We start from the raw sequence: 20220 nt of genomic DNA, 5'->3' as shown, positions 1-20220 counted from the left end.
CAGACCTATGAACATCATCGCACGCAATCTTCAGCCGGATATCCCGGCCTATAGCCCGCTTGGCAACGAATGCGCCCTCTTCGAGACGGCTTGGACACGGCAACTGCCGCTTCTCCTGAAGGGTCCGACCGGTTGCGGCAAGACCCGTTTCGTCAGTCACATGGCGCAAAAGCTCGGTCTGCCGCTCACCACCGTGTCCTGCCACGATGACCTTGCCGCCGCCGATCTCACGGGACGGTTTCTGCTGAAGGGCGGCGAGACCGTCTGGGTCGACGGGCCATTGACGCGCGCCGTGCGCGAAGGCGGCGTCTGCTATCTCGATGAAGTCGTCGAGGCACGCAAGGACGTGGCCGTCGTCCTTCATCCGCTCACCGACGACCGGCGGATCCTGCCGCTGGAGCGCACGGGCGAAGAGCTTGCGGCGCCACTCTCCTTCATGCTCGTCGTTTCCTACAATCCCGGCTATCAGAGCCTGCTCAAGGCGCTGAAGCCCTCGACCCGCCAGCGCTTCGTTGCGATCGAGTTCGACTTTCTGCCCAAGGCCCGTGAGATCGAGGTTGTCTCGGCGGAAAGCGGACTACCCATTTCTGCCGTCGAGCCGCTGGTCGAACTGGCGCGGCGGCTGCGCGCACTCAAAGGTCATGATCTGGAGGAAGGCGTCTCGACCCGCCTCCTCGTTTATTGCGCCAGCTTGATCGATGCCGGACTTTCCCCACGCGACGCCGTGCGTGCCGCGATGATCGAGCCGCTGACCGACGAGCCGGATGTGCGTGCCGCTCTTCTCGAACTCTCGCAAGCGGTCATCCGCTAGGAGTTGCGTCATGCTGGATTTCCTGGAGCTTGAGGAGACGGTCGGCCGTGCCTGGCACAGGCTGGCCGGCGACACCCGGACCTGGCCACGCTATCCCGAGGCAGCTGTCACGCTGGACGAGATGCTGCCGGTTCTCTCGGTCTGCTTTCGCGGTTTCGGCGGGGAAAAGACGGTGCAAGTGGTCCCGGCGCGAGGCCGGACCTCGCAGCATCGCCTGAAACTGCGCCAGCGCCTGGGCCTGGGCGAGGAAAAGCTCATCCATCCGGCGCGCGACGAGGCGAGCGTCATGCTGCCGCCGGTTCTCGACCTGATGCCGGAGCCGGCGCTCAATCGCGACCTTTATGTCTGGCTCGTCGCCGCCATGGCCGTCATGCCGCTCGAACCGATGACGCAGGCTGATCCGCTGAAAGCCGATCTTGCCATGCTGGAGGCAGCCTCGCAGTTGCAGGGGCACGTTCTCGCCGCGTTTCCCGGCTTTGTTGACCTCTATCGCCGGCTGTGTCTCGCTCTGTTGACGGAACGCCGGCGCGGTTCGCTGCCCCGGGTCGAGGGCCTGCTCGAAGACCGGGTGATCGATCTCCTGCGACAGGGTGGGGGTCTCGCGCCGCTCTCCGTCGAGGCTGAGCTTCCCGCAACCGCGCCCCCCGGCTATTTGCCAATGCTGCCGGTGCCGCTCTGGCCGCAGGCGGTCATCAGGGAGGAATGGGCCGGCCGCCAGGAAGTGGACCAGCCGGTCGGCTCCAGTCAGGCGGATGCACAAGCCGCCGGCCGCCATGTGGCGATCCGCGAAAAGGACTCCGCTGCCAAGGGCGAGCGCAGCCCCTTCATTCTCAACCGCTTCGAAAAGATCCTAGCCATGGCGGAGATGGTCAATGTCGACCGCCCCGCCGATGACAGCGATGATCACGATGCGTCAGCCGCCGATGAGCTCGACGAAATGGTGCTCGGCGAACGCAAGGGCCGGCCTGCGGCGAAGTTCCGTTTCGACCTCGACCTGCCGCCGGAGGCCCTCATCCACTCTGCGCTTGAAGCCGATCTCACCTATCCGGAATGGGACTACCGCCGCGGCGTCTACCTGAAGGATCATTGCCGCGTGGTGGCAGGTCCTGCCTCGAGCGAAGAGGCGGGGCAGATCGCTTCGGAGGAGATGAAGGCCCTGATCCGCCGTGTGCGGCGACAGTTCGAGGCGATGCGCCCCCGTCATGAAAATCTGCGGGCGCAGGTCGATGGCGCCGATCTCGATCTCGATGCCGTCGTCCGCAGCCGCACCGAGCTTGCTGCCAGCGGCGAGTGCTCCGACCGGATCCATCTGGCGAGCCGTCCGCAGGCGCATGATCTCGCAGTCACTTTGCTGGTCGACGTTTCGCTATCCACTGACGCCTGGTTTAACGATCGGCGGGTGCTCGATGTGGAGAAGGAGGCATTGCTCGTGCTGGCCGAAGGGCTCGCGGCCTGTGGCGACAGTCACTCGATCCTGAGCTTCACGTCGAGACGGAGAGAATGGGTTCGGGTCGAGACGATCAAGGGTTTCGATGAGCCGATGAGTGCGCTGGTCCGCCACCGTATCGCGGCCCTGAAACCGGGCTATTACACCCGCATGGGAGCAGCACTGCGCCATGCCACGGCAAAGCTGGCTGAACGCTCAAACCGCAAGCATCTCCTCCTGATTTTGACCGACGGCAAGCCGAATGACGTGGATCACTACGAAGGCCGCTTTGCGATCGAAGATTCACGCCGCGCCGTGACCGAGGCGCGCCGTCGCGGCATTCAAGTCTTCGGCGTCACTGTCGATCAGGATGCAAAGACCTACGTGCCCGCCGTCTTCGGCCATCACGGCTTTGCCGTTGTCCCCGATATCCGCCGCCTGCCGGCCGCCCTGCCACAGATCTACCGCGCGCTCGTTCGCTGATCCGCGATCGCGCAAAGGGAAAGCCCGGACCGAGAGATCGGACCGGGCTTTCTCGTTTTCCCTGCTTTGCCTCAGGCTGCGGTGGCGTGTGTTCGACCCGTTTCGCCAAGATAGGCATCAAAGCAGGACGCCACCGTTCTGACCAGGAACCTGTGCTGTGTATCGACCCTCAGCGTATCGCCATGCCAATTCGCGATGCCGTCCGCCACCAAGGTCTGCAACGGCTGATTGGCCTTTCCGATGCTCTCGTCCGGAAGGTCGAAACCATCCGGCATGGCACCGAAATCCACCTGGAAGTCGCACATCAGCCGCTCGATGATCCAGGCGCGGATGCGGTCCTCCCGTGTAAGGCGGTAGCCTTTCGATGTGGCCAGTTCACCGGACGAGATGAGGTTCGCATATCGCCCGATCGCGACGTCATTTTGTGCATAGCCTTCGGCCAGGCGTCCGATTGCCGATGAACCGAATCCGATGAGCGTCGATGCATTGTCGGTCGTATATCCCTGGAAGTTGCGATGCAGCGCCTGGCGGCCGGCCGCGATCGAAAGCGAATCCTCAGGAAGCGCGAAATGGTCGAGACCGATGCGGCGATACCCGGCTTCGCACAATGTTGCTGCGATGGCTTCCGCCTGAGCGTGCCGCTCATGCGCGTCGCCAAGGGCTGCCGTATCGATCAGGCGTTGATGCTTCTTGAAGGTCGGTACATGGGCGTAGCCGAAGACGGCGAAACGTTCGGGACGCATGGCGGCCGCCACACGCGCAGTTTCAATAGCAGAGTCTACGGTCTGATGTGGCAAGCCGTAGATCAGGTCGAAGTTGACGCTTGTGGCGCCTGCCTTGCGGAGGTTTGCATGGGCCGTTCCCGTTTGCTCCGCCGACTGGATGCGATTGATCGCTTTTTGAACTTTTGGATCAAAGCTCTGTACGCCGAGACTGGCCCGGGTCATCCCCGCCTGGCCCAGGGCCTCGGACATTTCTAGCGTCAGGGTTCTCGGGTCGATTTCCACGGCCAGCTCCGCAGCGTCGCCTAAGTCGAAGGCCTTGTTGAGAGTGGCAGTCAGGTCGAGAAACTCGTCCGGCGTCATGATGGTGGGGGTGCCGCCGCCGAAGTGGACTTCACTCACACTTTGTCGCCGCCCGATCGCCTTGGACACCAGCTTGATCTCCTGCTTCAGCACAGTGAGATAGTCGAGGATCGGCGCGTCCTTCTGGGTAATCGTGGTGTGGCAGCCGCAATACCAGCACATGGATCGACAGAAGGGCACGTGGAGATAAAGCGACACCGGATCGCTTTCCGGAACGGTCGCCAGCCAGTCACGATAGGTGCCTGCTCCAATGCTGGGTGAAAAGCGTGGCGCCGTCGGATAGCTCGTGTAGCGGGGCAGGCGGCTTTCGCCGTAACGGCGGATTATCTCTGCGTTCATTGTATCGCTCCGGTTTGGTGCCGTCACGATAGTGCCGCGCGCCGGCACTTCGTTGTCGAAAGGCAAAGAGGAACACAGCTTTCCAGGTTTTGCTTGTCGCAGCACAACGAAGCCCGCGCACAAGCGCTTCAATGTCCTGTGGTGCGGCCGAGCTGCATGCGCCCTGCAAACCTCCATGGAAGAAAGCGACCGAATGACTGCTGTCGAAGATCATGTTCTCAAACTCGATGTGCGAGAAGTTCCCCGCGTGGAAAGGCATCCCCGCATATTCGGAATGTTGAATTCTCTGCTCCCGGATTATCAGTTGATCCTGACCGTCGATCATGATCCGGTTCCGCTCTATTACCACCTCGAAACGCACTATGACGGGATGTTCGGGTGGGAATACCTTTCCCGCGGTCCGGAAATATGGGAAGTCCGCATTCGCCGGAAGAAACACGAGGGCTGCAACTGCAACTGCGGTGGTGACCATTGAACTGCGTTGGAGCGGTCGGTATTCGTCGGTCGCTCCGCGTGCATTCGGTGCGATTTAATCCTGGGAATCGCAAACTGGGAATCGCAAACAGGGAGGTTACATGTCGACAGCGATCAACTACAGGGAGCTCGACGTGCGGCCCATTCTTCGCGAGGGTGGTGAGCCATTTCCCGCGATCATGGAGGCGGTGCAGTCCTTGGAGCCTGGCGAAGGCTTGCGGCTCTTGGCAACCTTTCAACCTGTGCCCCTTTTGAGCGTCATGGCGCGGCGCGGCTATTCTGCGGAGATCAAGGAGTTGGATGGCGGCGACTGGGAAGTCTTGTTTTCCCCGGCCATCGAAGCATCTGCAAAGATATTCCATTCCCTTGGGGCTGAAGAAGCGGCGGCGTGGCCCGATCCCCTGTGGCAGATCGACCTCACCAATCATGAGCCGCCGGCACCGATGGAGAAGGTTCTCTCGCTGATCGACCTGATGGAACCCGGTGAAGTTCTCTTCGCGGTTTTTTCCGAGGAGTCTCGCTTCTTGGCAGCGGAGCTTGAAAAACGTGGTCACCAATGGGTTGGCAATCTTGACGCGTCGAAGCGTGCCTATCGCATGCTGATCCGCGTCGGCGACGAGGGCTGACGGCCGGGTTGTCGCTGAACGTTACATAGCAGTCCTGCGCTATCGCACAGGAAGAAGACAAAACCGGCGATCCAAAATAGACCGGCCGTCCCAAGCAGGGCCTCATAAAATCCGGGAACGAGATCGGCACTGCTGCGCATGCCTGCCGCCAGCAGCACGCATGGAACCGACAATCGCTGAGGCCAGGACAGCTTTCCATTCCGGCCGGTGTGAAGCCGGATTGAACGGTTGATGATCGCGAGCATCATTCCCGATACAGCGCCGATGGCAAGTAGATGCATTGCAGTGATCGGGTCGAGCATGTCGAGTGCGGTTGCTCCGAGACCCAGGAGCCCGAGAGGGATGAACCCGTAGGAAATCTGCATGGCTGTGATCAGGGATGACCGCAGTATGGCGGGCCTGAACCATGCTCCTAGGCGAAGCAGATGCGAGCCTGCGGCAACAACCGCCATGATGGCCGTAAGAAGTCCTGACGGCACCAATGTCCACATCATCGCTGCAAGCAGCGTGGTGACAAGTACGAAGCGGTCGATCATGCGATTTCCCGCGGCGAGGCGTGGCCTGCCTGCCTGGGCAAGCCAGTTGTTTGTGAAGCTCGGGATAAGCTTGCTGGCGGTCGCAGCTATCAACAGGATATAGACGGACAGACCTGCCCGTGCCCAGGCGCTCACGTCGCCTCCGGTCATGGCTGCGGCGTGAAACCCGCCATTGAAAAAGGCAAGAAGCGTAACGGAGAGGATAGGTTTGGCATCCGCAATCCGTTTTGCAGCCCAGACCTCCCTCAGGCAGAAAAATGCGAAGAGTGGGAGGAATATCCAGTCGATCAGGAGTGTGATCAGGGGCGTCGTGTTGCCAACCATCAGCATGGAGACCCGGCCCGCAAGCCAGATGAGCACGAGGCGTGCAAGCCGCAGGCCTGACAGTGGAAAGCGACCCGTCCAGTTTGGCACGGTCGTCATCAAATAGCCGACCAGAACCGCCGGCATGAAACCAAACAAGAGTTCATGTGCGTGCCAGGCGGATTGTCCGTAGCTGCCAGCGAGGTCGAGCCAGCCCTGGCGGGCGGACATCCAGACTGCCATCGTTGCAATGGCCCACAATCCGGCTCCAAGATAAAATGGCCTGAAACCGTAGGAGAGCAGGACGAGACCATCGCGCCCAAGGCCGCGTGGAATGCCGCCAATGGCCGACTTTTCTCGATCCGTCATGAAACTGGTCTCCACCCTCTGCGGGAAATGCTGCTTCAAGAAATCGTCAAGCAAAGTAATTGATTTCGATCAAATGACCGAGATTAATCCATTGCTTTGTTGGCGGCTGAACGTCGCACCGTGAAGAATAGATATCATTGTTCCAGATCAATTAGAACCGCGCGTCATGAAGTAAAACAATGTCAACAGATCGGGCGAAACGCTCTCTGCACGACAAGGAGAAAAGATCATGACCCATGCGTTCAATTTGACCAGAAGAACAATGCTTGCGGGGGCTGTCTTTGCAAGCGCACTTGTGCCTGTCTTGACGGGTACTGTGGCACGCGCCGAAGGCGGCGACATCAAGACCAATGCTGCAGCCGTTGCCGCTGACATCGCCAAGCTGAAGCGCGTGAAGGTCGATCTGATTGCGCCCCCCTTCGTCCATGCCCATTCGCAGAAGGCAGAAGGTCCGCCGAAGGTCGTCGAGTTCACGCTTACCATTGAGGAAAAGAAGATCATCGTCGACGACGCTGGCACGGAAGTCCATGCCATGACCTTCAATGGTTCGGTGCCCGGTCCCATGATGGTCGTTCATGAAGGCGATTATGTCGAGTTGACGCTGATCAATCCCGACACCAACAGCCTGCAGCACAATATCGACTTCCATTCGGCAACCGGTGCGCTTGGTGGTGGGGCCCTGACGCTGGTCAACCCGGGCGAGAAGGCCGTGCTCCGCTTCAAAGCCACCAAGGCCGGCGTCTTCGTCTATCACTGCGCACCTCCCGGTATGGTGCCGTGGCACGTGACGGCCGGTATGAACGGCGCGATCATGGTTCTCCCGCGGGAGGGCCTGAAGGACCACGAGGGCAATGATCTGCCGTACGACAAGGTGTATTATGTCGGCGAGCAGGACTTCTATGTGCCAAAGGATGCTGACGGCAATTACAAGAAATACGAAAGTGCCGGCGATGCCTACTCGGACGTGCTTGAAGTCATGAACACGCTGACGCCGAGCCATATCGTCTTCAACGGTGCGGTCGGAGCCCTGACCGGCGACAATGCCTTGACCGCTGAAGTCGGCGACCGGGTGCTGATCCTGCATTCGCAGGCCAATCGTGACACGCGACCGCACCTGATCGGTGGTCATGGCGACTATGTCTGGGCGACCGGCAAGTTCGCCAACCCGCCAGAACTCGACCAGGAAACCTGGTTCATTCCCGGTGGTGCTGCGGGCGCTGCCTACTACACCTTCCAGCAGCCGGGCATCTACGCCTATGTCAACCACAACCTGATCGAAGCCTTCGAGAAGGGCGCTGCCGCCCACTTCAAGGTCACCGGCGACTGGAACGATGACCTGATGACCGCCGTTGTTAATCCGGAAAGCTGATCGAACCGCAGTCCGGGGCGCCGCCAGGGCGCCCCGGCACATTTGTTCTCAAGCTCGTTGGAAATCGCCATGTTCGGCGCCATCAACACACCCAGACATTTCAACCCAATCGCCTCGGTGGCCTTGCCGCTTTTTCTGATTGGCGGCTTGTCGATCGCGGTCGGGGTCCAGTCCGGCATCGTGCGGCTAGAGGGCGCGGATGTGACCGCGCCGCAAACCATCTCGGTGGCCCCCGGAACGTTCGTCTATCGTCAGCCCGGTGAATATTATCGTGCCGGCTATGCAGTTGACGGTCCGAAGGCCGATGAAACGCTGGTGGCACCAGTCACCATCATGAAGTATCAGGTGAGCACCCAGGATTATGACGCCTGTGTTGCCGATGGTGCCTGCCCAGCCCGGGAATCGGCCACGCCATCGCGCCCGGACATGCCGGCCACGGGCGTCAGCCATGACGATGCAACACTTTATGCGCGGTGGTTTTCGGAAAAGAGCGGCGGACTCTGGCGCCTGCCGAGCGACGTCGAGCTGGCTTTTGCCGCTGGCACCAAGTTTCCTGATGACGCTCTCGGCATAGATCCGGACAACAGGAACCCGGCATTGCGTTGGCTCGCCGACTATGAGCGCGAGGCGGCGCGCAAGAGGTCGAAGGAGCCGGAGCCGCTTCCCTACGGAAGCTTCGGTGAGAACGAGCATGGCCTTGCCGATTTTGCCGGCAATGTCTGGGAATGGACGACCACATGCAACCGGCGCGTCGATCTCGTCAGTGGTGGTCAGTCAGTCGCAATCGAAGCCTGCGGTGTCTATATCGCCGCCGGCAAACATAGATCGCCATTGAGTTCGTTCATCCGCGACCCGAAAAGCGGTGGCTGCTCTGTCGGAGTTCCCCCTGACCATGTCGGCTTCCGGCTGGTTGAAGATCGTCGCTGGTACGCTCCTTTGCTCTTTTCGATTGGTGCCTTGTGATATAGTTTGCACCCGTCGCATTGGACACTCGCCGATACAGCCGTTATTGGTCTCTCCCGAGCCCGGATGATGCATGCTGGTGGCGGGAGAGGGATTTGTTTTGAAACTTGATCGGACGATCATCAAGTCATTGTCATTGTTCGACAAGATGACGGATGACGAGCTGGACGCACTGCTCGTTCCCGCGCAGACGAGGCGGCTGCCGATCGGTGAGTCCGTGTTTGAACAGGGTCAGCCTGCCTCCTATTTTTTTCTACTTCTGCATGGTCGCCTCAAGGTTACCCAGGTCACCAGTGCAGGCCAGCAGATCATTGTCCGTGTTGTGCATCCGGGCGATCTCTTCGGCTTTGCAAAGGCACTCCAGCGTCACGATTATCCCGGAACAGCCCTCGCCGCCGCCGAGAGTATTGTTTTGTCCTGGCCGACAGAGCTGTGGCCGCGATTTGTGGAGCGCAATCCCAGGCTCGCGGTCAGTGCGATGGAGACGATCGGACAAAGACTCGAGGAAGCGCATGTCCGCATTCGCGAAATGTCCACGCAGGAAGTCGAGAAGAGGGTTGCGCATACGGTGCTGCGGCTGGCTCAAAAAGCGGGTCGTGCAGAGGCTGCGGGAATACGGATCGATTTCCCGATTTCGCGGCAGGACATCGCGGAAATGACCGGAACGACGGTGCATACGGTGTCGCGCATATTCAGTGCCTGGGAGAGCCGGGGGCTGATCGAAGGCGGTCGGCAAAAACTTCTTGTGCGGGATATGGTTGAACTTGCGTCGCTGGCGGATTCTCTTCCGGAGCGTCGATAATCAGGTGAAGCGTTCCCGTACTTGATATTGCGCAAAGAAGGCCTGTTCATCCTGGCCTATCACTTCTCCAACGGAACGAGGTGTTCCTGTGTAAGGAGATGAAAATGAAACTGCGTAGTGTGATCATGGCAGCCGTTCTCATGGTTTCGGCTCCGGCGATTTCAGCCGCTGCCGATTTCGAAGTGAAGATGCTGAACAAAGGTGCAGAGGGTGCCATGGTGTTCGAGCCTGCCGGCTTGAAAGTTGCCCCCGGTGACACCGTTACCTTCATCCCGACCGACAAGGGCCACAATGCCGAAGTGATCAAGGGCATGATCCCGGACGGTGCCGCAGAGTTCAAAGGCAAAATGAACGAAGAAATCAAGGTGACGTTCGACGTGCCAGGGCTCTATGGCGTGAAATGCGCTCCCCATGTCGGTATGGGCATGGTGGCTGCCATTCTGGTTGGGGATGCCCCGGCCGCCAATCTCGACGCCTTCAACGCCGCCAAGCTGCCGAAAAAAGCTCGCGAGCGGATTGATGCAGCCGTTGCGGCGGCGCAGTAAAGCCGCGCGCCAGTACATGTTTCTTGGCCAACGCCGCCGGGGGTGCTGATCCCCGGCGGCGTCGCTATTCGTGAACCGTTTCGATGGCGGGTCTCACACGTATCAGATCCCGCCATCGGCCAGAAGACCGCTATGCGCTCGGTCGATTGCGTCGCGTAGCTCATCGACCGGCGATGCGGTGGGAAGCTCCTTGCCTTCCAGCTCTTCCGGCACCTTCCAGCCAGGATTGATCCCTTGCATGTTCGGCAGTTCATGCGCGATGCCCATGTGGCAGTCGATGCAGGTTGCCTTGCCGCTCAGGAGATAGCGCGTGTGGATCTCCGCCGCGCGTTCCGTCTGTTTCGACAGGTCCATGGCGACGGAGGAGTGGCAGTTTCTGCATTCGAGGCTGTCGTTGGCCTTCAGTCTTGCCCATTCATGCTGGGCCAGCCGTAATCGCTCATCCAGGAATTTTTGACGTGTATTGATCGTTCCGAAGATCTTGCCCCAGACTTCTTTGGATGCCTGCATCTTGCGGGCAATCTTGTCCGTCCATTCGTGGGGCACATGGCAGTCGGGGCACGACGCCCTGACACCGGATCGGTTGGAGAAGTGTACGGTCCTCGTCATCTCCTCGTAAACATTGTTCTTCATCTCGTGACAACCGACGCAGAACTCTTCCGTATTGGTCAGCTCAAGTGCTGTGTTGAACGCGCCCCAGAACATCACACCGCCGACGAAGCCGCCCAGTGTCAGGAAAGCCAGGCTGAGCGTGGCCGCTGGCGTCGTCAGAATGCGCCATGTCCATGAGAGCAGGTTTCGGAGTCTCTGCATCTCTAGTGCTCCTCGCCCATCAGCTTGACCCCCATGTCGCTCATGTCGCGGAAGGTGTTCCCGACCAGGGGGCTTGTCTCCGCCTGGGGTACGTGACAGGCTGTGCAGAAATATCGTCTCGGCGAGACGTCTGCCAGCATCTGCCCCTCCCGCGTGATGTAGTGGGTCACGCTGATCATAGGCGCCCCGGACCCTTCCGTAAACTCGCGCTTGTGGCAGGAAAGGCATCTGTTGGTATTGACCGACAGCTGATAGCCCTCGATCGAGTGCGGAATGACGGGAGGCTGGTCCGGATAGGCGCGCATCTTTCGCACGTCATCCACATTCCATTTCGGCAAGGCTTTTGCCGGAGCGCTCTCCATCTGTTGCGGTGGGCCGGACAATTGCGGAACCGATTGTGCGACGACGCCACCGCCGATGAGACAGGCTGCAAACAGGGCAACGGCACCAAGTCGGCCTCTTGTCAGGCCACGGGAACGATCTTGACTGCACATTTTTTGAAATCCGTTTGTTTGGAGATCGGATCGGTGGCGTCAAGCGTCACCTTGTTGATCAGTTGACTGGCATCGAACCACGGAACGAAGATTACGCCTGGCGGCATGCGGTTCCGGCCTCGGGTCTCGACTCGGGTCCGCATCTCGCCGCGACGCGAGACGATCGTGATTTCTGCCCCTTGGTTGATTCCACGTTTCCGGGCGTCGTCCGCATTCATGAAACAGCGCGCGCCGGGGAAGGCCTTGTAGAGTTCGGGCACTCTCATCGTCATTGAACCGGAGTGCCAGTGCTCCAGCACCCGGCCTGTGACCAGCCAGAAATCGTATTCCTCATCCGGCGATTCGGCCGGCGGTTCATAGGGGACAGCCAGGATGACCGCACGTCCATCGGGTTTGCCGTAGAAGCGCACCCCTTCGCCGGGTTTGACATATGGGTCATAACCCTCCCGGTAGCGCCATTTAGTCTCCTTGCCGTCGACGACCGGCCAACGAAGGCCCCGCTCCTGATGGTAGACGTCGTAAGGTGCCAGGTCATGCCCATGTCCGCGCCCAAACTCCGCATATTCCTCGAAGAGGCCCTTCTGGAGATAAAAGCCAAATGCTTCGGCTTCGCGATTGGCATAGTCGGCGTCCACCTCTGAGAGGGGGTATCGGTCCACCTTGCCATTGGCAAACAGCACCTCGAAAAGTGTTTTGCCGCGGTAGTCCGGGTTCTGCGCCAAGATCTCCTCGGTCCAGACTTCATCCGTCGTGAACCGTTTGGAAAACTCCACCAATTGCCATAGGTCCGAGCGCGCATATCCTGGCGCATTGACCAGTTGATGCCAGACGTGTGTTCGGCGCTCTGCATTGCCATAGGCTCCTTCCTTCTCGACCCACATGGCGGCCGGAAGAATGAGGTCGGCAGATATGGCGGTGATCGTGGGATAGGCATCGGAGACGACAATGAAGTTGTCCGGGTTCCTGTAGCCGAGATAAGTCTCGTTGCTGGTATTGGGGGCCGCCTGGACGTTGTTGTTGACCTGAACCCAATAGAAGTTCAGCTTGCCGTCCTTCAGCATCCTGTCCTGTTCTACGGCATGGTATCCTGGTTTGTCGGGAAGAAGACCTTCCGGGAGTTTCCAGATCTCCTCTGCGTGATGTCGGTGCTCCGGATTGGTCACCACCATGTCTGCCGGCAGGCGATGCGCGAATGTGCCGACTTCGCGCGCCGTTCCACAGGCCGATGGTTGGCCTGTCAGTGAGAAGGGGCCGTTGCCCGGTTCAGAGATCTTCCCCGTCAGCAGATGCAGATTATAGATCATGTGGTTTGCCCAAACACCGCGCGTGTGCTGGTTGAAACCCATGGTCCAAAGAGACATGACCTTGGTGTCGGGACTGGCATAGAGCTCAGCGAGTTGCTCCAGAAAGCCCGGATCGGACCCAGTCAGCTCGGCGACTTTTTCTAAAGTGTAATCTGCGACAAAGGCCTTGAAACTGTCGAAGTCGATCGGCTCCATCTTGGTCGGGTCGCCGACGTTCTTTGCCTTCATCTCGAGCGGATCGTCCGGTCGAAGACCATATCCGATATCGTCCACGCCCTTCATGAAAGTCGTGTGCGCGCGGACAAAGTCCTCGTTCACTCGACCGGTCGAGATGATGTGATTAGCGATATAGTTCATGATCGCCAGATCCGTGCTCGGCTTGAAGATGATCGGAACGTCTGCAAGATCCATGCTGCGGTGGGTGAAGGTCGAGAGTACTGCGACTTTTACATGTTCGTGGCCCAGTCGCCGGTCCGCAAGGCGTGTCCACAGGATCGGGTGCATCTCGGCCATGTTCGAGCCCCAGAGTACGAAGGCGTCAGCGTGCTCGAAGTCGTCGTAGCAGCCCATGGGTTCGTCCATGCCGAAGGTCCGCATGAACGCATAGGCGGCCGACGCCATGCAATGGCGGGCATTGGGGTCTAGGTTGTTGGAGCGGAAGCCAGCGCGCATCAGCTTCGTGGCAGCATAGCCTTCGAAAATGGTCCACTGGCCGGAACCGAACATGCCGACTGCGGTGGGTCCCTTTTCGCGCAGGACCTTCTTGCACTGCTCTGCCATGACGTCGAAAGCTTCGTCCCAGCTCACCGGTTCGAACTCGCCGTCCTTGGAATACTGCCCGTTGCGCTTGCGCAGGAGCGGTGTGGTCAGGCGATCCTCGCCATACATGATCTTTGAGAGGAAATAACCCTTGATGCAGTTGAGGCCGCGGTTCACCTCGGCTTGCATGTCGCCGTGTGTGGCGACGACCTGCCCTTCCTTGACGCCGACCATAACACCACAGCCGGTGCCACAGAACCGGCAGGGCGCCTTGGACCATTTGATCTCAAGGGACCCGACGCCACCGGGAACGGACTGTGCATTGGCCGGCAAGGTGATGCCGGCGGTGGCCGCTGCAATCGCGGCGGCATGGGCCTTGAGCAGACTACGCCGCGTCAGTTCTGTGTCCATTGATCGGACCCTCCTTCAAATTCTCTGCATGCTCGAAAACCATATTTGCCGCCATGACATCCGGAAGACCTGAGATGGCGGCCAATGTCGCGCCCATTTCACCGCTGGACTTGCCTTCGATCACGATGACGATCTTGCCCTTCTCTGCGGCATGAACTTCAACGTTCGGCATCTCTGCCAATGCTAAAAGAAGACGGTCAGCCGCTGCGGGCGAGGTCAGGATGACGGCACTGGATACATGGTAGCGTTCAGGATTGTGCGTCGACATGCGGGCCACTCCTTACCGATATGGAAATTGCGTTCGTGGGACAGTGGCCGATACAGGCGCCGCAGCCGGTGCAGTCGTCTTGTGCAACATCCGGGTGCCATGGTCCGCCGGCTCGCGGGCGAAACCGGATGGCGTCGGCCGGACAGTGGTCACGGCATGACTGACAGTCGACGCCGTTGAGCGCCAGACAGTGCGACAGGACTTGTGCCGTGTGGGGGAAAGTGAGGTCTTCTTCGAAGAAAACATCGGAGTGCGGACAGTTATCGCGACATTCGCCGCAGAAATCGCATCCCTCGAAAGAGAAATCGAGCGCGGGCATGCCCGACTTCAGCGAGATGATCGATGCCGGACAGTGGTCAACACATGCCCTGCATTGTTGACAGATCTCCGCAACAGGCCGCACGAGACCCGGGGGCAGGATGCGTGGCTCTTCCCTTAAATGGCCTCGAAGCAGTGCTCGGCGCGATAGCATGGTCACCATGATCTCCTCGCTAGGCTGGAGGGCCGGGTGGACCCACGATGATCTGGTACATCCAGACCATGAAGCCGAAACCGCCGACGGCAGCCACGGCGAGGATCGGCCAGATGCCAAAGGCAAGGATGAAAAATGTCACAAGCTCGGATCGACGCCGGACACGACGGTCGGAGGCGGACAACGGGATGGTGGTCTCGGTGCTGTGCTGCACTGGTACTCCTCCTTTTCCTCGCGGCAAGTGTGCGGGCCGATCACTCTGCTGTCAAGGAAGGTCAGTTTCTGTAACATGGCAATGGCAGTGCCGGAGCCTGGTCGATGCGGTGCTGACCGAGACGACAAGGCGAAGGGGAATACCGGAATAGCGGTGCTCAAGGCGTGGATGCTGTTGAGCCGCCAGTCGGCCTGGTTGTTCGCAATGTGAAGCGTTCCCGGGTGGGACACAACCCACCCTGATCAAGGCTTGCTGTCTTCCGGCATTCGTCCCGAGAGCCGCCTGTGCCCGAGACCTCACGAGCGCGCATTGACTTTCTGCAGCATGTTTGTTCCAGGTCAAACAGTTCGCTGCAATGGCATGTTAGGCATTCGACAGTCGACAATGCAAACCGGCCCATAGGCATCGTGGAAAGAGCTATTCGGATCATCCTTGCATTGCTGCTCATCATGGTCGGGATGGCACACCAGCCCCCGTCAGGCGTCGGAAATGCCGCAACGCATGGCGTTGCCGCCTATGTTCTGCCGGACGGCACTGTACCCGAGCTTTGTGTCACGACCGAAGATGGCGGGATCCCGCATCACGGCGGGGTTGCCACCTGTGAAGCCTGCCTGATTGCATCTGCGACGCTGCTGCCGGTGCCGGTCGATCTTGTCGGTCGGCGCATGCTCGTTGCTCTCAACATGTCGGCGCCTGTGCGAAACGACGCAGGCTACCGGCGTCTTTTCCCCCCGAACACTGCGCCGCGTGCGCCTCCGGTGCCGGATTCCCTCTGAATCCGGTCCGAATTCGACGTCAGACGTCCGGACCGATCTCGTTCGATCGCCGGCAGATGCGACGCATCATGACCGGCCAACTCCGGAGCCGTCATGTTGTACGTCGTCCCTGTCAGCGCTACTCCGATTTCGCAATCCAGTATTCCCGCTCCACATCCGTCAAAGGCACGGTTCCTCAAGGAACATGGCTTTGTCGCACCCGGAACTGTCCTTTTCCATCAGGGGCAGCCGTCTGCTCCCCAGTTCAAGCTGTCGCAGGGCTGTATCGCCCTCTCGCAGACCCTTGCCGACGGGCGTCGTCAGATCGTCGACATCGTCGGACCCGGCGAACTGGTCGGTCTTGCCCACGGTGACAAGAACCGGATGACGGCCGAAACGCTCAGCTATTGCCACATCGAGCACTATCATGCCGACGGGATCGGCAAGATCTACAGCGCGATCGGCGAAGCCATGATGCGCATCGAGGCACACACCATGCTGCTGGGCCGCAAGACGGTACCTGAACGTGTGGCAAGTGCAATCCTCGATTTGTCAGAGCGGTTTGCTCGACCGCAACGTCTGCGCAGTGAGGTCCGCGTCTTCAATCTCTATCTCGGACGGGGCGATCTGGCTGATTGGTTGGGCCTGTCGCTGGAAACGGTAAGTCGCTGTTTCACGCGGTTCAAACGGGCGGGCCTGATCGATTTTGAGGAGCCTGAAATCGTCACCGTTCTGGATCTTCCCGCACTTCAAGCGATTGCTGACGGCGCCATGCCGACCTGATTGCCAAGTTAGCCCCCAATTTCTGTCATTCCTCACGGACCGAAAGCTCGGCCTGTGATGCCTCCGAAGGAAAGTTTCATGAAAAACCTGCTGCTTTGCACCACATGCGCCCTGATCGCTCGTGCAGGACAGGCCATGGCCGATATCACCGTGACCGACGTCAAGGGGCGAACCGTTACCGTTTCCACCCCCCGCCGAACGGGTTGTCCTCGGCTTCTACTACGAAGACCACCTGGCCACTCCTCGACGAGGCGACGAGTGCGCTTGATCTAGTGCATCAGCTGCGCGTCTTCGAAATCCTCAGACCGTATGTGACAAGAACCGAGGCATTGGTTGATCGCCTTCCATGATCTCAACCTGGCGGCTCGCATACGAATGGCGTAGCCGAGTTATTGTCCTCGGGCGCAACGGAATCCGTCATCGTGCCGGTGGCGCGTGTGCGCGAGGCCTCCACGGGCGCGGCCAACCACTCCTTTAGCGATCGTTCAAGGTCGTTTTCGGCCTTCGAGCGCTGCAAAGGCAGCGCCTGAGAGCACCAGGGGCAGGGCCGTGAGAAATGGTGACGTGAGTGGCTGACCGAACTATACGAGGTCAGCCATGATCGGCCACAGGATTGCCAGACACTCGAACGGCGCAAGACGCGAGGCTTGGCTATAGCGGAATGCGTGCGTCATGGAGATATGGGCTAAGCCTCCGAAAACGCCGGGTCCCACAAGTTAGGCCAATTCGTCATCGCCCGGCGTTGTCCACCCGAACGGAAGTGTGACAATCCCGCCAGCCATGGAAGCTAGGACGAAGTAGAAGGCTATGGCTCCCGGGGCTTTCCGTCCGGCTGAGACTTCGCACCATGATCAGGGCCAAAGCCGTCAGCAAACCCATCAGAAGGGCGAAGCCAAAACCAATCAGGCGCGTGTCGTCCGTTGCCGCTTGACCGAGTTCGGGCCAGACGAGCGACACCACGCCGATCGTTCCCAATATCGCCACCGGCACGCCAGACCGTTGCAGGTTCCGAAAGCATGAGCACACTCGCAATCGCTGTGAAGAGGGCGACAGGTAACCCAACAACGTTGCCTCGGCGAGGGGAAGGCGTGCAATCGAGGCGAAGGATGCAAACATGACCGCCGCCCCGAGTGCGGATCGCAGCAGGTAATCAAAGGCACGCCGCGTGGCCAGTCCTTTCGGAAACTCTCCCCTCATCCACAGGAAGACAAGCAGGGAATGAGCGCTAAGGCGGACCTGAAGAAAACGATCTGCCCGACCTGCACGTCGTTCGAGACCTTTTTGACGAAGATCGCCATAGCTGCAAAGAGCGCACCTTAAAGAATGCGCAGCAAAATTCCGAGGGCAGGGCGGTCTGGATTCTCCGCGTTTGCGCTGCTCTCGTTCGTCATTCGCTACCGTCGCTGGCTGCCAGAATTCAGGATAGACGCCTATCTCACCGGGCGCCTCCGCGTCAGATGTCACTATTTTTCATTGGAGCCGAGAGGTTGATCGGGAGGCCGCGAAACCGTGGTTTTAAGTTTGTCAGTTTTGATCTTGGCGCGCAGTAGCTGCAGACAATCATTCGAGAAACGGCCGGATCTTTGATCTATCGCAAAGACCTCTCTCCCTAGAGCCGCCAATGCTCCTGCGACGAAATGCGGGAAATCTGAGATGAATCTCTTACGTCTGGTCCTACTGATCTGCGCTTCCCTTTGCCTTGCGGTCTCCGCCAGTGCGGCATCGGTGCTGGAGCAGTATTTGCCTGATGCCCAGGTCTCCGACCTGGTGCCGGGCGCTGACGGATTCGGCCCGCTGCGGGCGGATCTGGCGGTTGCCCCCGTGCTGAAGGGCGGCGAGACTGTGGGCTGGGTCTTCGCGACGTCGGATTTCGTCGGCACGACGGGATACTCGGGCAAGCCCATCCACACGCTGGTGGCGGTTGCTCTCGACGCGAAAATCATCGGTGTGCAGTTGGTCAAGCATTCCGAACCCATCGTCCTGATCGGCATTCCCGAGGCCAAGGTCAAGGCAATGGTCTCAGGCTATGCCGGTCTCGACCTTGTTGCAGAGGCGAAATCGGGCGGCACCGCGCATGACGTCGATATCATCTCGGGTGCTACGGTCACTGTGATGGTGATCGACGATTCGATCGTGCGATCAGGCTTGAAGGTGGCACGCGCGCTCGGGCTTGGCGGCCTGGCACCGGAAAGCGAACAGGCCGGCCCTCGCTTCACGATTGATGCCGATGCCGCAGAGCCGGCCGACTGGGTCGAGGCGGAGGGCGACGGCACGATCCGACGTCTGTCGCTTGATGTGGCGCAGGTCAATGCCGCTTTTGCCGAGCATGCCGATGCGCGGGCTCGCGAGCGGGCGCTGACGGAGCCGCCGGAAACCACCTTTATCGACATGCATGCAGCACTCGTCTCTGTGCCGGCGATCGGCAAGGCTATGCTCGGGCCGGCCGAGGAGGCCAATCTGAGGGACTGGCTGAAGGAGGGCGAAAGCGCCGTCGCCGTTGCCGGCAGAGGGCTTTACTCGTTCAAGGGCTCCGGCTACGTGCGCGGCGGCATCTTCGACCGCATCGTGCTGATCCAGGACGATGTTTCTGTGCGCTTTCGCGACCGCGATCATCGCCGGCTCGGCAGGATCGCACTCTCCGGCGCGCCCGAGTTCGCCGAGATGGATCTTTTCCGCATCCCCGCCGATGTCGGCTTTGATCCGACCAAACCCTTCCGCATCCAGCTTCTGGCGCACCGCGAGGTCGGTCCGATCGAAAAGGTGTTCCATACCTTTGATCTCAGCTATCAGCTGCCGCAGAAATATCTGAAGGCTGCGGCTGTTCCTCTCGCCGAAGTCACGGCTGTCGCCGACCGCGACGAGGGCACGGCTCAGGCGGATCTTTGGAAGCGCATCTGGCGTGACAAGACGCTGGAGATCGCAGTGCTCGGCACGATGCTGTTCGTGCTGACGGCGGTCTTCTTCTTCCAGACCTATGCCGTCAGGAATGCCAGAGCTTTCTACATCTTCCGCATCGCTTTCCTTACCGTCACGCTGGTTTTCCTCGGATGGTATGCCAATGCCCAGCTCTCGGTGGTCAACCTCATGGCCCTGTTCGGCAGTCTGGTCACCGGCTTTTCCTGGCAGGCCTTTCTACTTGATCCCTTGACCTTCATCCTGTGGTTTTCGGTAGCGGCTGCCCTTCTGTTCTGGGGGCGCGGCGCATATTGCGGCTGGCTCTGCCCATTCGGCGCGCTCCAGGAACTGAGCAATCAGATCGCCCGCAAGCTGCATGTTCCACAGTGGACCCTGCCGTGGGGGCTGCATGAGCGACTGTGGCCGCTCAAATACATGATCTTCCTTGGCCTGTTCGGGGTCTCGCTGATGAGTGTCGAGCAGGCGGAGCACCTGGCCGAGATCGAACCGTTCAAGACGGCGATCATCCTGAAGTTCATCCGCGCCTGGCCATTTGTCGCCTATGCGGCCGCCCTTCTGGTCGCGGGCCTCTTCGTCGAACGCTTCTACTGCCGCTACCTCTGCCCGCTCGGTGCAGCACTCGCGATACCCGCCCGAATGCGCATGTTCGACTGGCTGAAGCGCTATCACGAATGCGGCAATCCCTGCCAGACCTGCTCCAACCAGTGTCCCGTGCAGGCCATCCACAGGACCGGCGAGATCAATCCGAACGAGTGCATCAACTGCCTTCACTGTCAGGTGCTCTACCAGTCCGAAACCGTCTGTCCCGTCGTGATGAAGAAAATGAAGTCGCGAGCAAAGCTCGCGGCAAGTCCGGGCGGGACGCCGATCAACCAATCCGCAGCCAAAGTCTAACCGAAG

20 protein-coding genes are annotated in these 20220 nt (G+C 59.9%); 11 read left to right on the top strand and 9 right to left on the bottom strand.

Annotation, left to right across the window (positions count from 1 at the left end):
* The first annotated feature begins 7 nt into the window (after window positions 1-7).
* Complete coding sequence (locus tag QTL56_RS12800; protein ID WP_245138007.1) at window positions 8-811, top strand: CbbQ/NirQ/NorQ/GpvN family protein; 804 nt, start codon at window positions 8-10, stop codon at window positions 809-811.
* Window positions 812-821: 10 nt separating this feature from the next.
* A complete protein-coding gene (locus QTL56_RS12795; protein WP_245138008.1) occupies window positions 822-2720 on the top strand; it encodes a nitric oxide reductase activation protein NorD in 1899 nt (632 codons plus the stop codon).
* Between the two features lie 71 nt (window positions 2721-2791).
* On the opposite strand, the gene hemN is transcribed toward QTL56_RS12795, so the two are convergent.
* Entirely contained in the window at window positions 2792-4144 is a 1353-nt protein-coding gene (gene hemN, locus QTL56_RS12790; RefSeq protein ID WP_245138009.1) for an oxygen-independent coproporphyrinogen III oxidase, read from the bottom strand.
* Window positions 4145-4337: 193 nt separating this feature from the next.
* Here hemN and QTL56_RS12785 point away from each other — a divergent pair, with 193 nt between their 5' ends.
* Window positions 4338-4619, top strand: a complete 282-nt coding sequence (locus QTL56_RS12785) for a DUF2249 domain-containing protein (protein ID WP_245138010.1) — start codon at window positions 4338-4340, stop codon at window positions 4617-4619.
* Window positions 4620-4719: 100 nt separating this feature from the next.
* Complete coding sequence (locus QTL56_RS12780) at window positions 4720-5244, top strand: DUF2249 domain-containing protein (protein WP_229576933.1); 525 nt, start codon at window positions 4720-4722, stop codon at window positions 5242-5244.
* Here the strand turns inward: QTL56_RS12780 and QTL56_RS12775 are convergent.
* Entirely contained in the window at window positions 5208-6452 is a 1245-nt protein-coding gene (locus QTL56_RS12775; RefSeq protein ID WP_245138011.1) for an NnrS family protein, read from the bottom strand. The genes QTL56_RS12780 and QTL56_RS12775 overlap by 37 nt on opposite strands.
* Window positions 6453-6681: 229 nt before the next feature.
* Between QTL56_RS12775 and nirK the strand changes: the two genes are divergently transcribed.
* From nirK to QTL56_RS12755, 4 genes are all read left to right on the top strand, one after another.
* Window positions 6682-7821 (top strand): copper-containing nitrite reductase, encoded by a 1140-nt coding sequence (gene nirK, locus QTL56_RS12770; RefSeq protein WP_245138012.1) that lies wholly within the window; start codon window positions 6682-6684, stop codon window positions 7819-7821.
* Between the two features lie 69 nt (window positions 7822-7890).
* Complete coding sequence (locus QTL56_RS12765) at window positions 7891-8784, top strand: SUMF1/EgtB/PvdO family nonheme iron enzyme (RefSeq protein WP_245138013.1); 894 nt, start codon at window positions 7891-7893, stop codon at window positions 8782-8784.
* Between the two features lie 100 nt (window positions 8785-8884).
* Window positions 8885-9586: a Crp/Fnr family transcriptional regulator gene (locus QTL56_RS12760; RefSeq protein WP_245138036.1), complete on the top strand. Its 702-nt coding sequence runs from the start codon at window positions 8885-8887 to the stop codon at window positions 9584-9586.
* 98 nt (window positions 9587-9684) lie between these two features.
* Window positions 9685-10131 (top strand): pseudoazurin, encoded by a 447-nt coding sequence (locus QTL56_RS12755; RefSeq protein ID WP_245138014.1) that lies wholly within the window; start codon window positions 9685-9687, stop codon window positions 10129-10131.
* Window positions 10132-10233: 102 nt separating this feature from the next.
* On the opposite strand, the gene QTL56_RS12750 is transcribed toward QTL56_RS12755, so the two are convergent.
* From QTL56_RS12750 to napE, 6 genes are read right to left on the bottom strand one after another with little or no spacing between them, the layout of a single operon-like run.
* Complete coding sequence (locus QTL56_RS12750; RefSeq protein WP_245138015.1) at window positions 10234-10944, bottom strand: NapC/NirT family cytochrome c; 711 nt, start codon at window positions 10942-10944, stop codon at window positions 10234-10236.
* Between the two features lie 2 nt (window positions 10945-10946).
* On the bottom strand, window positions 10947-11438 hold the full coding sequence (locus tag QTL56_RS12745) for a nitrate reductase cytochrome c-type subunit (protein WP_245138016.1): 492 nt from the start codon (window positions 11436-11438) through the stop codon (window positions 10947-10949).
* Window positions 11408-13912: a periplasmic nitrate reductase subunit alpha gene (gene napA, locus QTL56_RS12740; RefSeq protein ID WP_245138017.1), complete on the bottom strand. Its 2505-nt coding sequence runs from the start codon at window positions 13910-13912 to the stop codon at window positions 11408-11410. The genes QTL56_RS12745 and napA overlap by 31 nt, the downstream gene beginning before the upstream one ends.
* The gene (locus QTL56_RS12735; protein ID WP_229576925.1) at window positions 13887-14180 is read right to left on the bottom strand and encodes a chaperone NapD; all 294 of its coding nucleotides are present in this window, start codon (window positions 14178-14180) and stop codon (window positions 13887-13889) included. The genes napA and QTL56_RS12735 overlap by 26 nt, the downstream gene beginning before the upstream one ends.
* Window positions 14161-14652: a ferredoxin-type protein NapF gene (locus tag QTL56_RS12730; protein ID WP_245138037.1), complete on the bottom strand. Its 492-nt coding sequence runs from the start codon at window positions 14650-14652 to the stop codon at window positions 14161-14163. The genes QTL56_RS12735 and QTL56_RS12730 overlap by 20 nt, the downstream gene beginning before the upstream one ends.
* A 19-nt stretch (window positions 14653-14671) precedes the next feature.
* Window positions 14672-14866: a periplasmic nitrate reductase, NapE protein gene (gene napE / locus QTL56_RS12725; RefSeq protein ID WP_370660289.1), complete on the bottom strand. Its 195-nt coding sequence runs from the start codon at window positions 14864-14866 to the stop codon at window positions 14672-14674.
* 407 nt (window positions 14867-15273) lie between these two features.
* Here napE and QTL56_RS12720 point away from each other — a divergent pair, with 407 nt between their 5' ends.
* Window positions 15274-15642 (top strand): hypothetical protein, encoded by a 369-nt coding sequence (locus QTL56_RS12720; protein ID WP_245138018.1) that lies wholly within the window; start codon window positions 15274-15276, stop codon window positions 15640-15642.
* Between the two features lie 93 nt (window positions 15643-15735).
* Window positions 15736-16404: a Crp/Fnr family transcriptional regulator gene (locus tag QTL56_RS12715; protein WP_245138019.1), complete on the top strand. Its 669-nt coding sequence runs from the start codon at window positions 15736-15738 to the stop codon at window positions 16402-16404.
* A gap of 729 nt (window positions 16405-17133) precedes the next feature.
* Here the strand turns inward: QTL56_RS12715 and QTL56_RS12710 are convergent.
* A complete protein-coding gene (locus tag QTL56_RS12710) occupies window positions 17134-17520 on the bottom strand; it encodes a DMT family transporter (protein ID WP_289393192.1) in 387 nt (128 codons plus the stop codon).
* A 537-nt stretch (window positions 17521-18057) separates the two neighbouring features.
* On the opposite strand from QTL56_RS12710, the gene QTL56_RS12705 reads away from it, so the two are divergent.
* On the top strand, window positions 18058-20214 hold the full coding sequence (locus QTL56_RS12705; RefSeq protein WP_245138020.1) for a NosR/NirI family protein: 2157 nt from the start codon (window positions 18058-18060) through the stop codon (window positions 20212-20214).
* The last annotated feature ends 6 nt before the right edge of the window (window positions 20215-20220 follow it).

This window comes from Peteryoungia algae, from assembly GCF_030369675.1.
GTDB lineage: Bacteria > Pseudomonadota > Alphaproteobacteria > Rhizobiales > Rhizobiaceae > Allorhizobium > Allorhizobium algae.
The sequence above is the reverse complement of the archived record's forward strand: the minus strand, read 5'-3'. Positions and strand labels throughout refer to the sequence as shown.

Coding starts and splice junctions, on each gene's coding strand:
- QTL56_RS12800 (WP_245138007.1), top strand. CDS start 8: ATGAACATCATCGCACGCAATCTTCAGCCGGATATCCCGGCCTATAGC.
- QTL56_RS12795 (WP_245138008.1), top strand. CDS start 822: ATGCTGGATTTCCTGGAGCTTGAGGAGACGGTCGGCCGTGCCTGGCAC.
- hemN (WP_245138009.1), bottom strand. CDS start 4,144: ATGAACGCAGAGATAATCCGCCGTTACGGCGAAAGCCGCCTGCCCCGC.
- QTL56_RS12785 (WP_245138010.1), top strand. CDS start 4,338: ATGACTGCTGTCGAAGATCATGTTCTCAAACTCGATGTGCGAGAAGTT.
- QTL56_RS12780 (WP_229576933.1), top strand. CDS start 4,720: ATGTCGACAGCGATCAACTACAGGGAGCTCGACGTGCGGCCCATTCTT.
- QTL56_RS12775 (WP_245138011.1), bottom strand. CDS start 6,452: ATGACGGATCGAGAAAAGTCGGCCATTGGCGGCATTCCACGCGGCCTT.
- nirK (WP_245138012.1), top strand. CDS start 6,682: ATGACCCATGCGTTCAATTTGACCAGAAGAACAATGCTTGCGGGGGCT.
- QTL56_RS12765 (WP_245138013.1), top strand. CDS start 7,891: ATGTTCGGCGCCATCAACACACCCAGACATTTCAACCCAATCGCCTCG.
- QTL56_RS12755 (WP_245138014.1), top strand. CDS start 9,685: ATGAAAATGAAACTGCGTAGTGTGATCATGGCAGCCGTTCTCATGGTT.
- QTL56_RS12750 (WP_245138015.1), bottom strand. CDS start 10,944: ATGCAGAGACTCCGAAACCTGCTCTCATGGACATGGCGCATTCTGACG.
- QTL56_RS12745 (WP_245138016.1), bottom strand. CDS start 11,438: ATGTGCAGTCAAGATCGTTCCCGTGGCCTGACAAGAGGCCGACTTGGT.
- napA (WP_245138017.1), bottom strand. CDS start 13,912: ATGGACACAGAACTGACGCGGCGTAGTCTGCTCAAGGCCCATGCCGCC.
- QTL56_RS12735 (WP_229576925.1), bottom strand. CDS start 14,180: ATGTCGACGCACAATCCTGAACGCTACCATGTATCCAGTGCCGTCATC.
- QTL56_RS12730 (WP_245138037.1), bottom strand. CDS start 14,652: ATGCTATCGCGCCGAGCACTGCTTCGAGGCCATTTAAGGGAAGAGCCA.
- QTL56_RS12715 (WP_245138019.1), top strand. CDS start 15,736: ATGTTGTACGTCGTCCCTGTCAGCGCTACTCCGATTTCGCAATCCAGT.
- QTL56_RS12710 (WP_289393192.1), bottom strand. CDS start 17,520: ATGTTTGCATCCTTCGCCTCGATTGCACGCCTTCCCCTCGCCGAGGCA.
- QTL56_RS12705 (WP_245138020.1), top strand. CDS start 18,058: ATGAATCTCTTACGTCTGGTCCTACTGATCTGCGCTTCCCTTTGCCTT.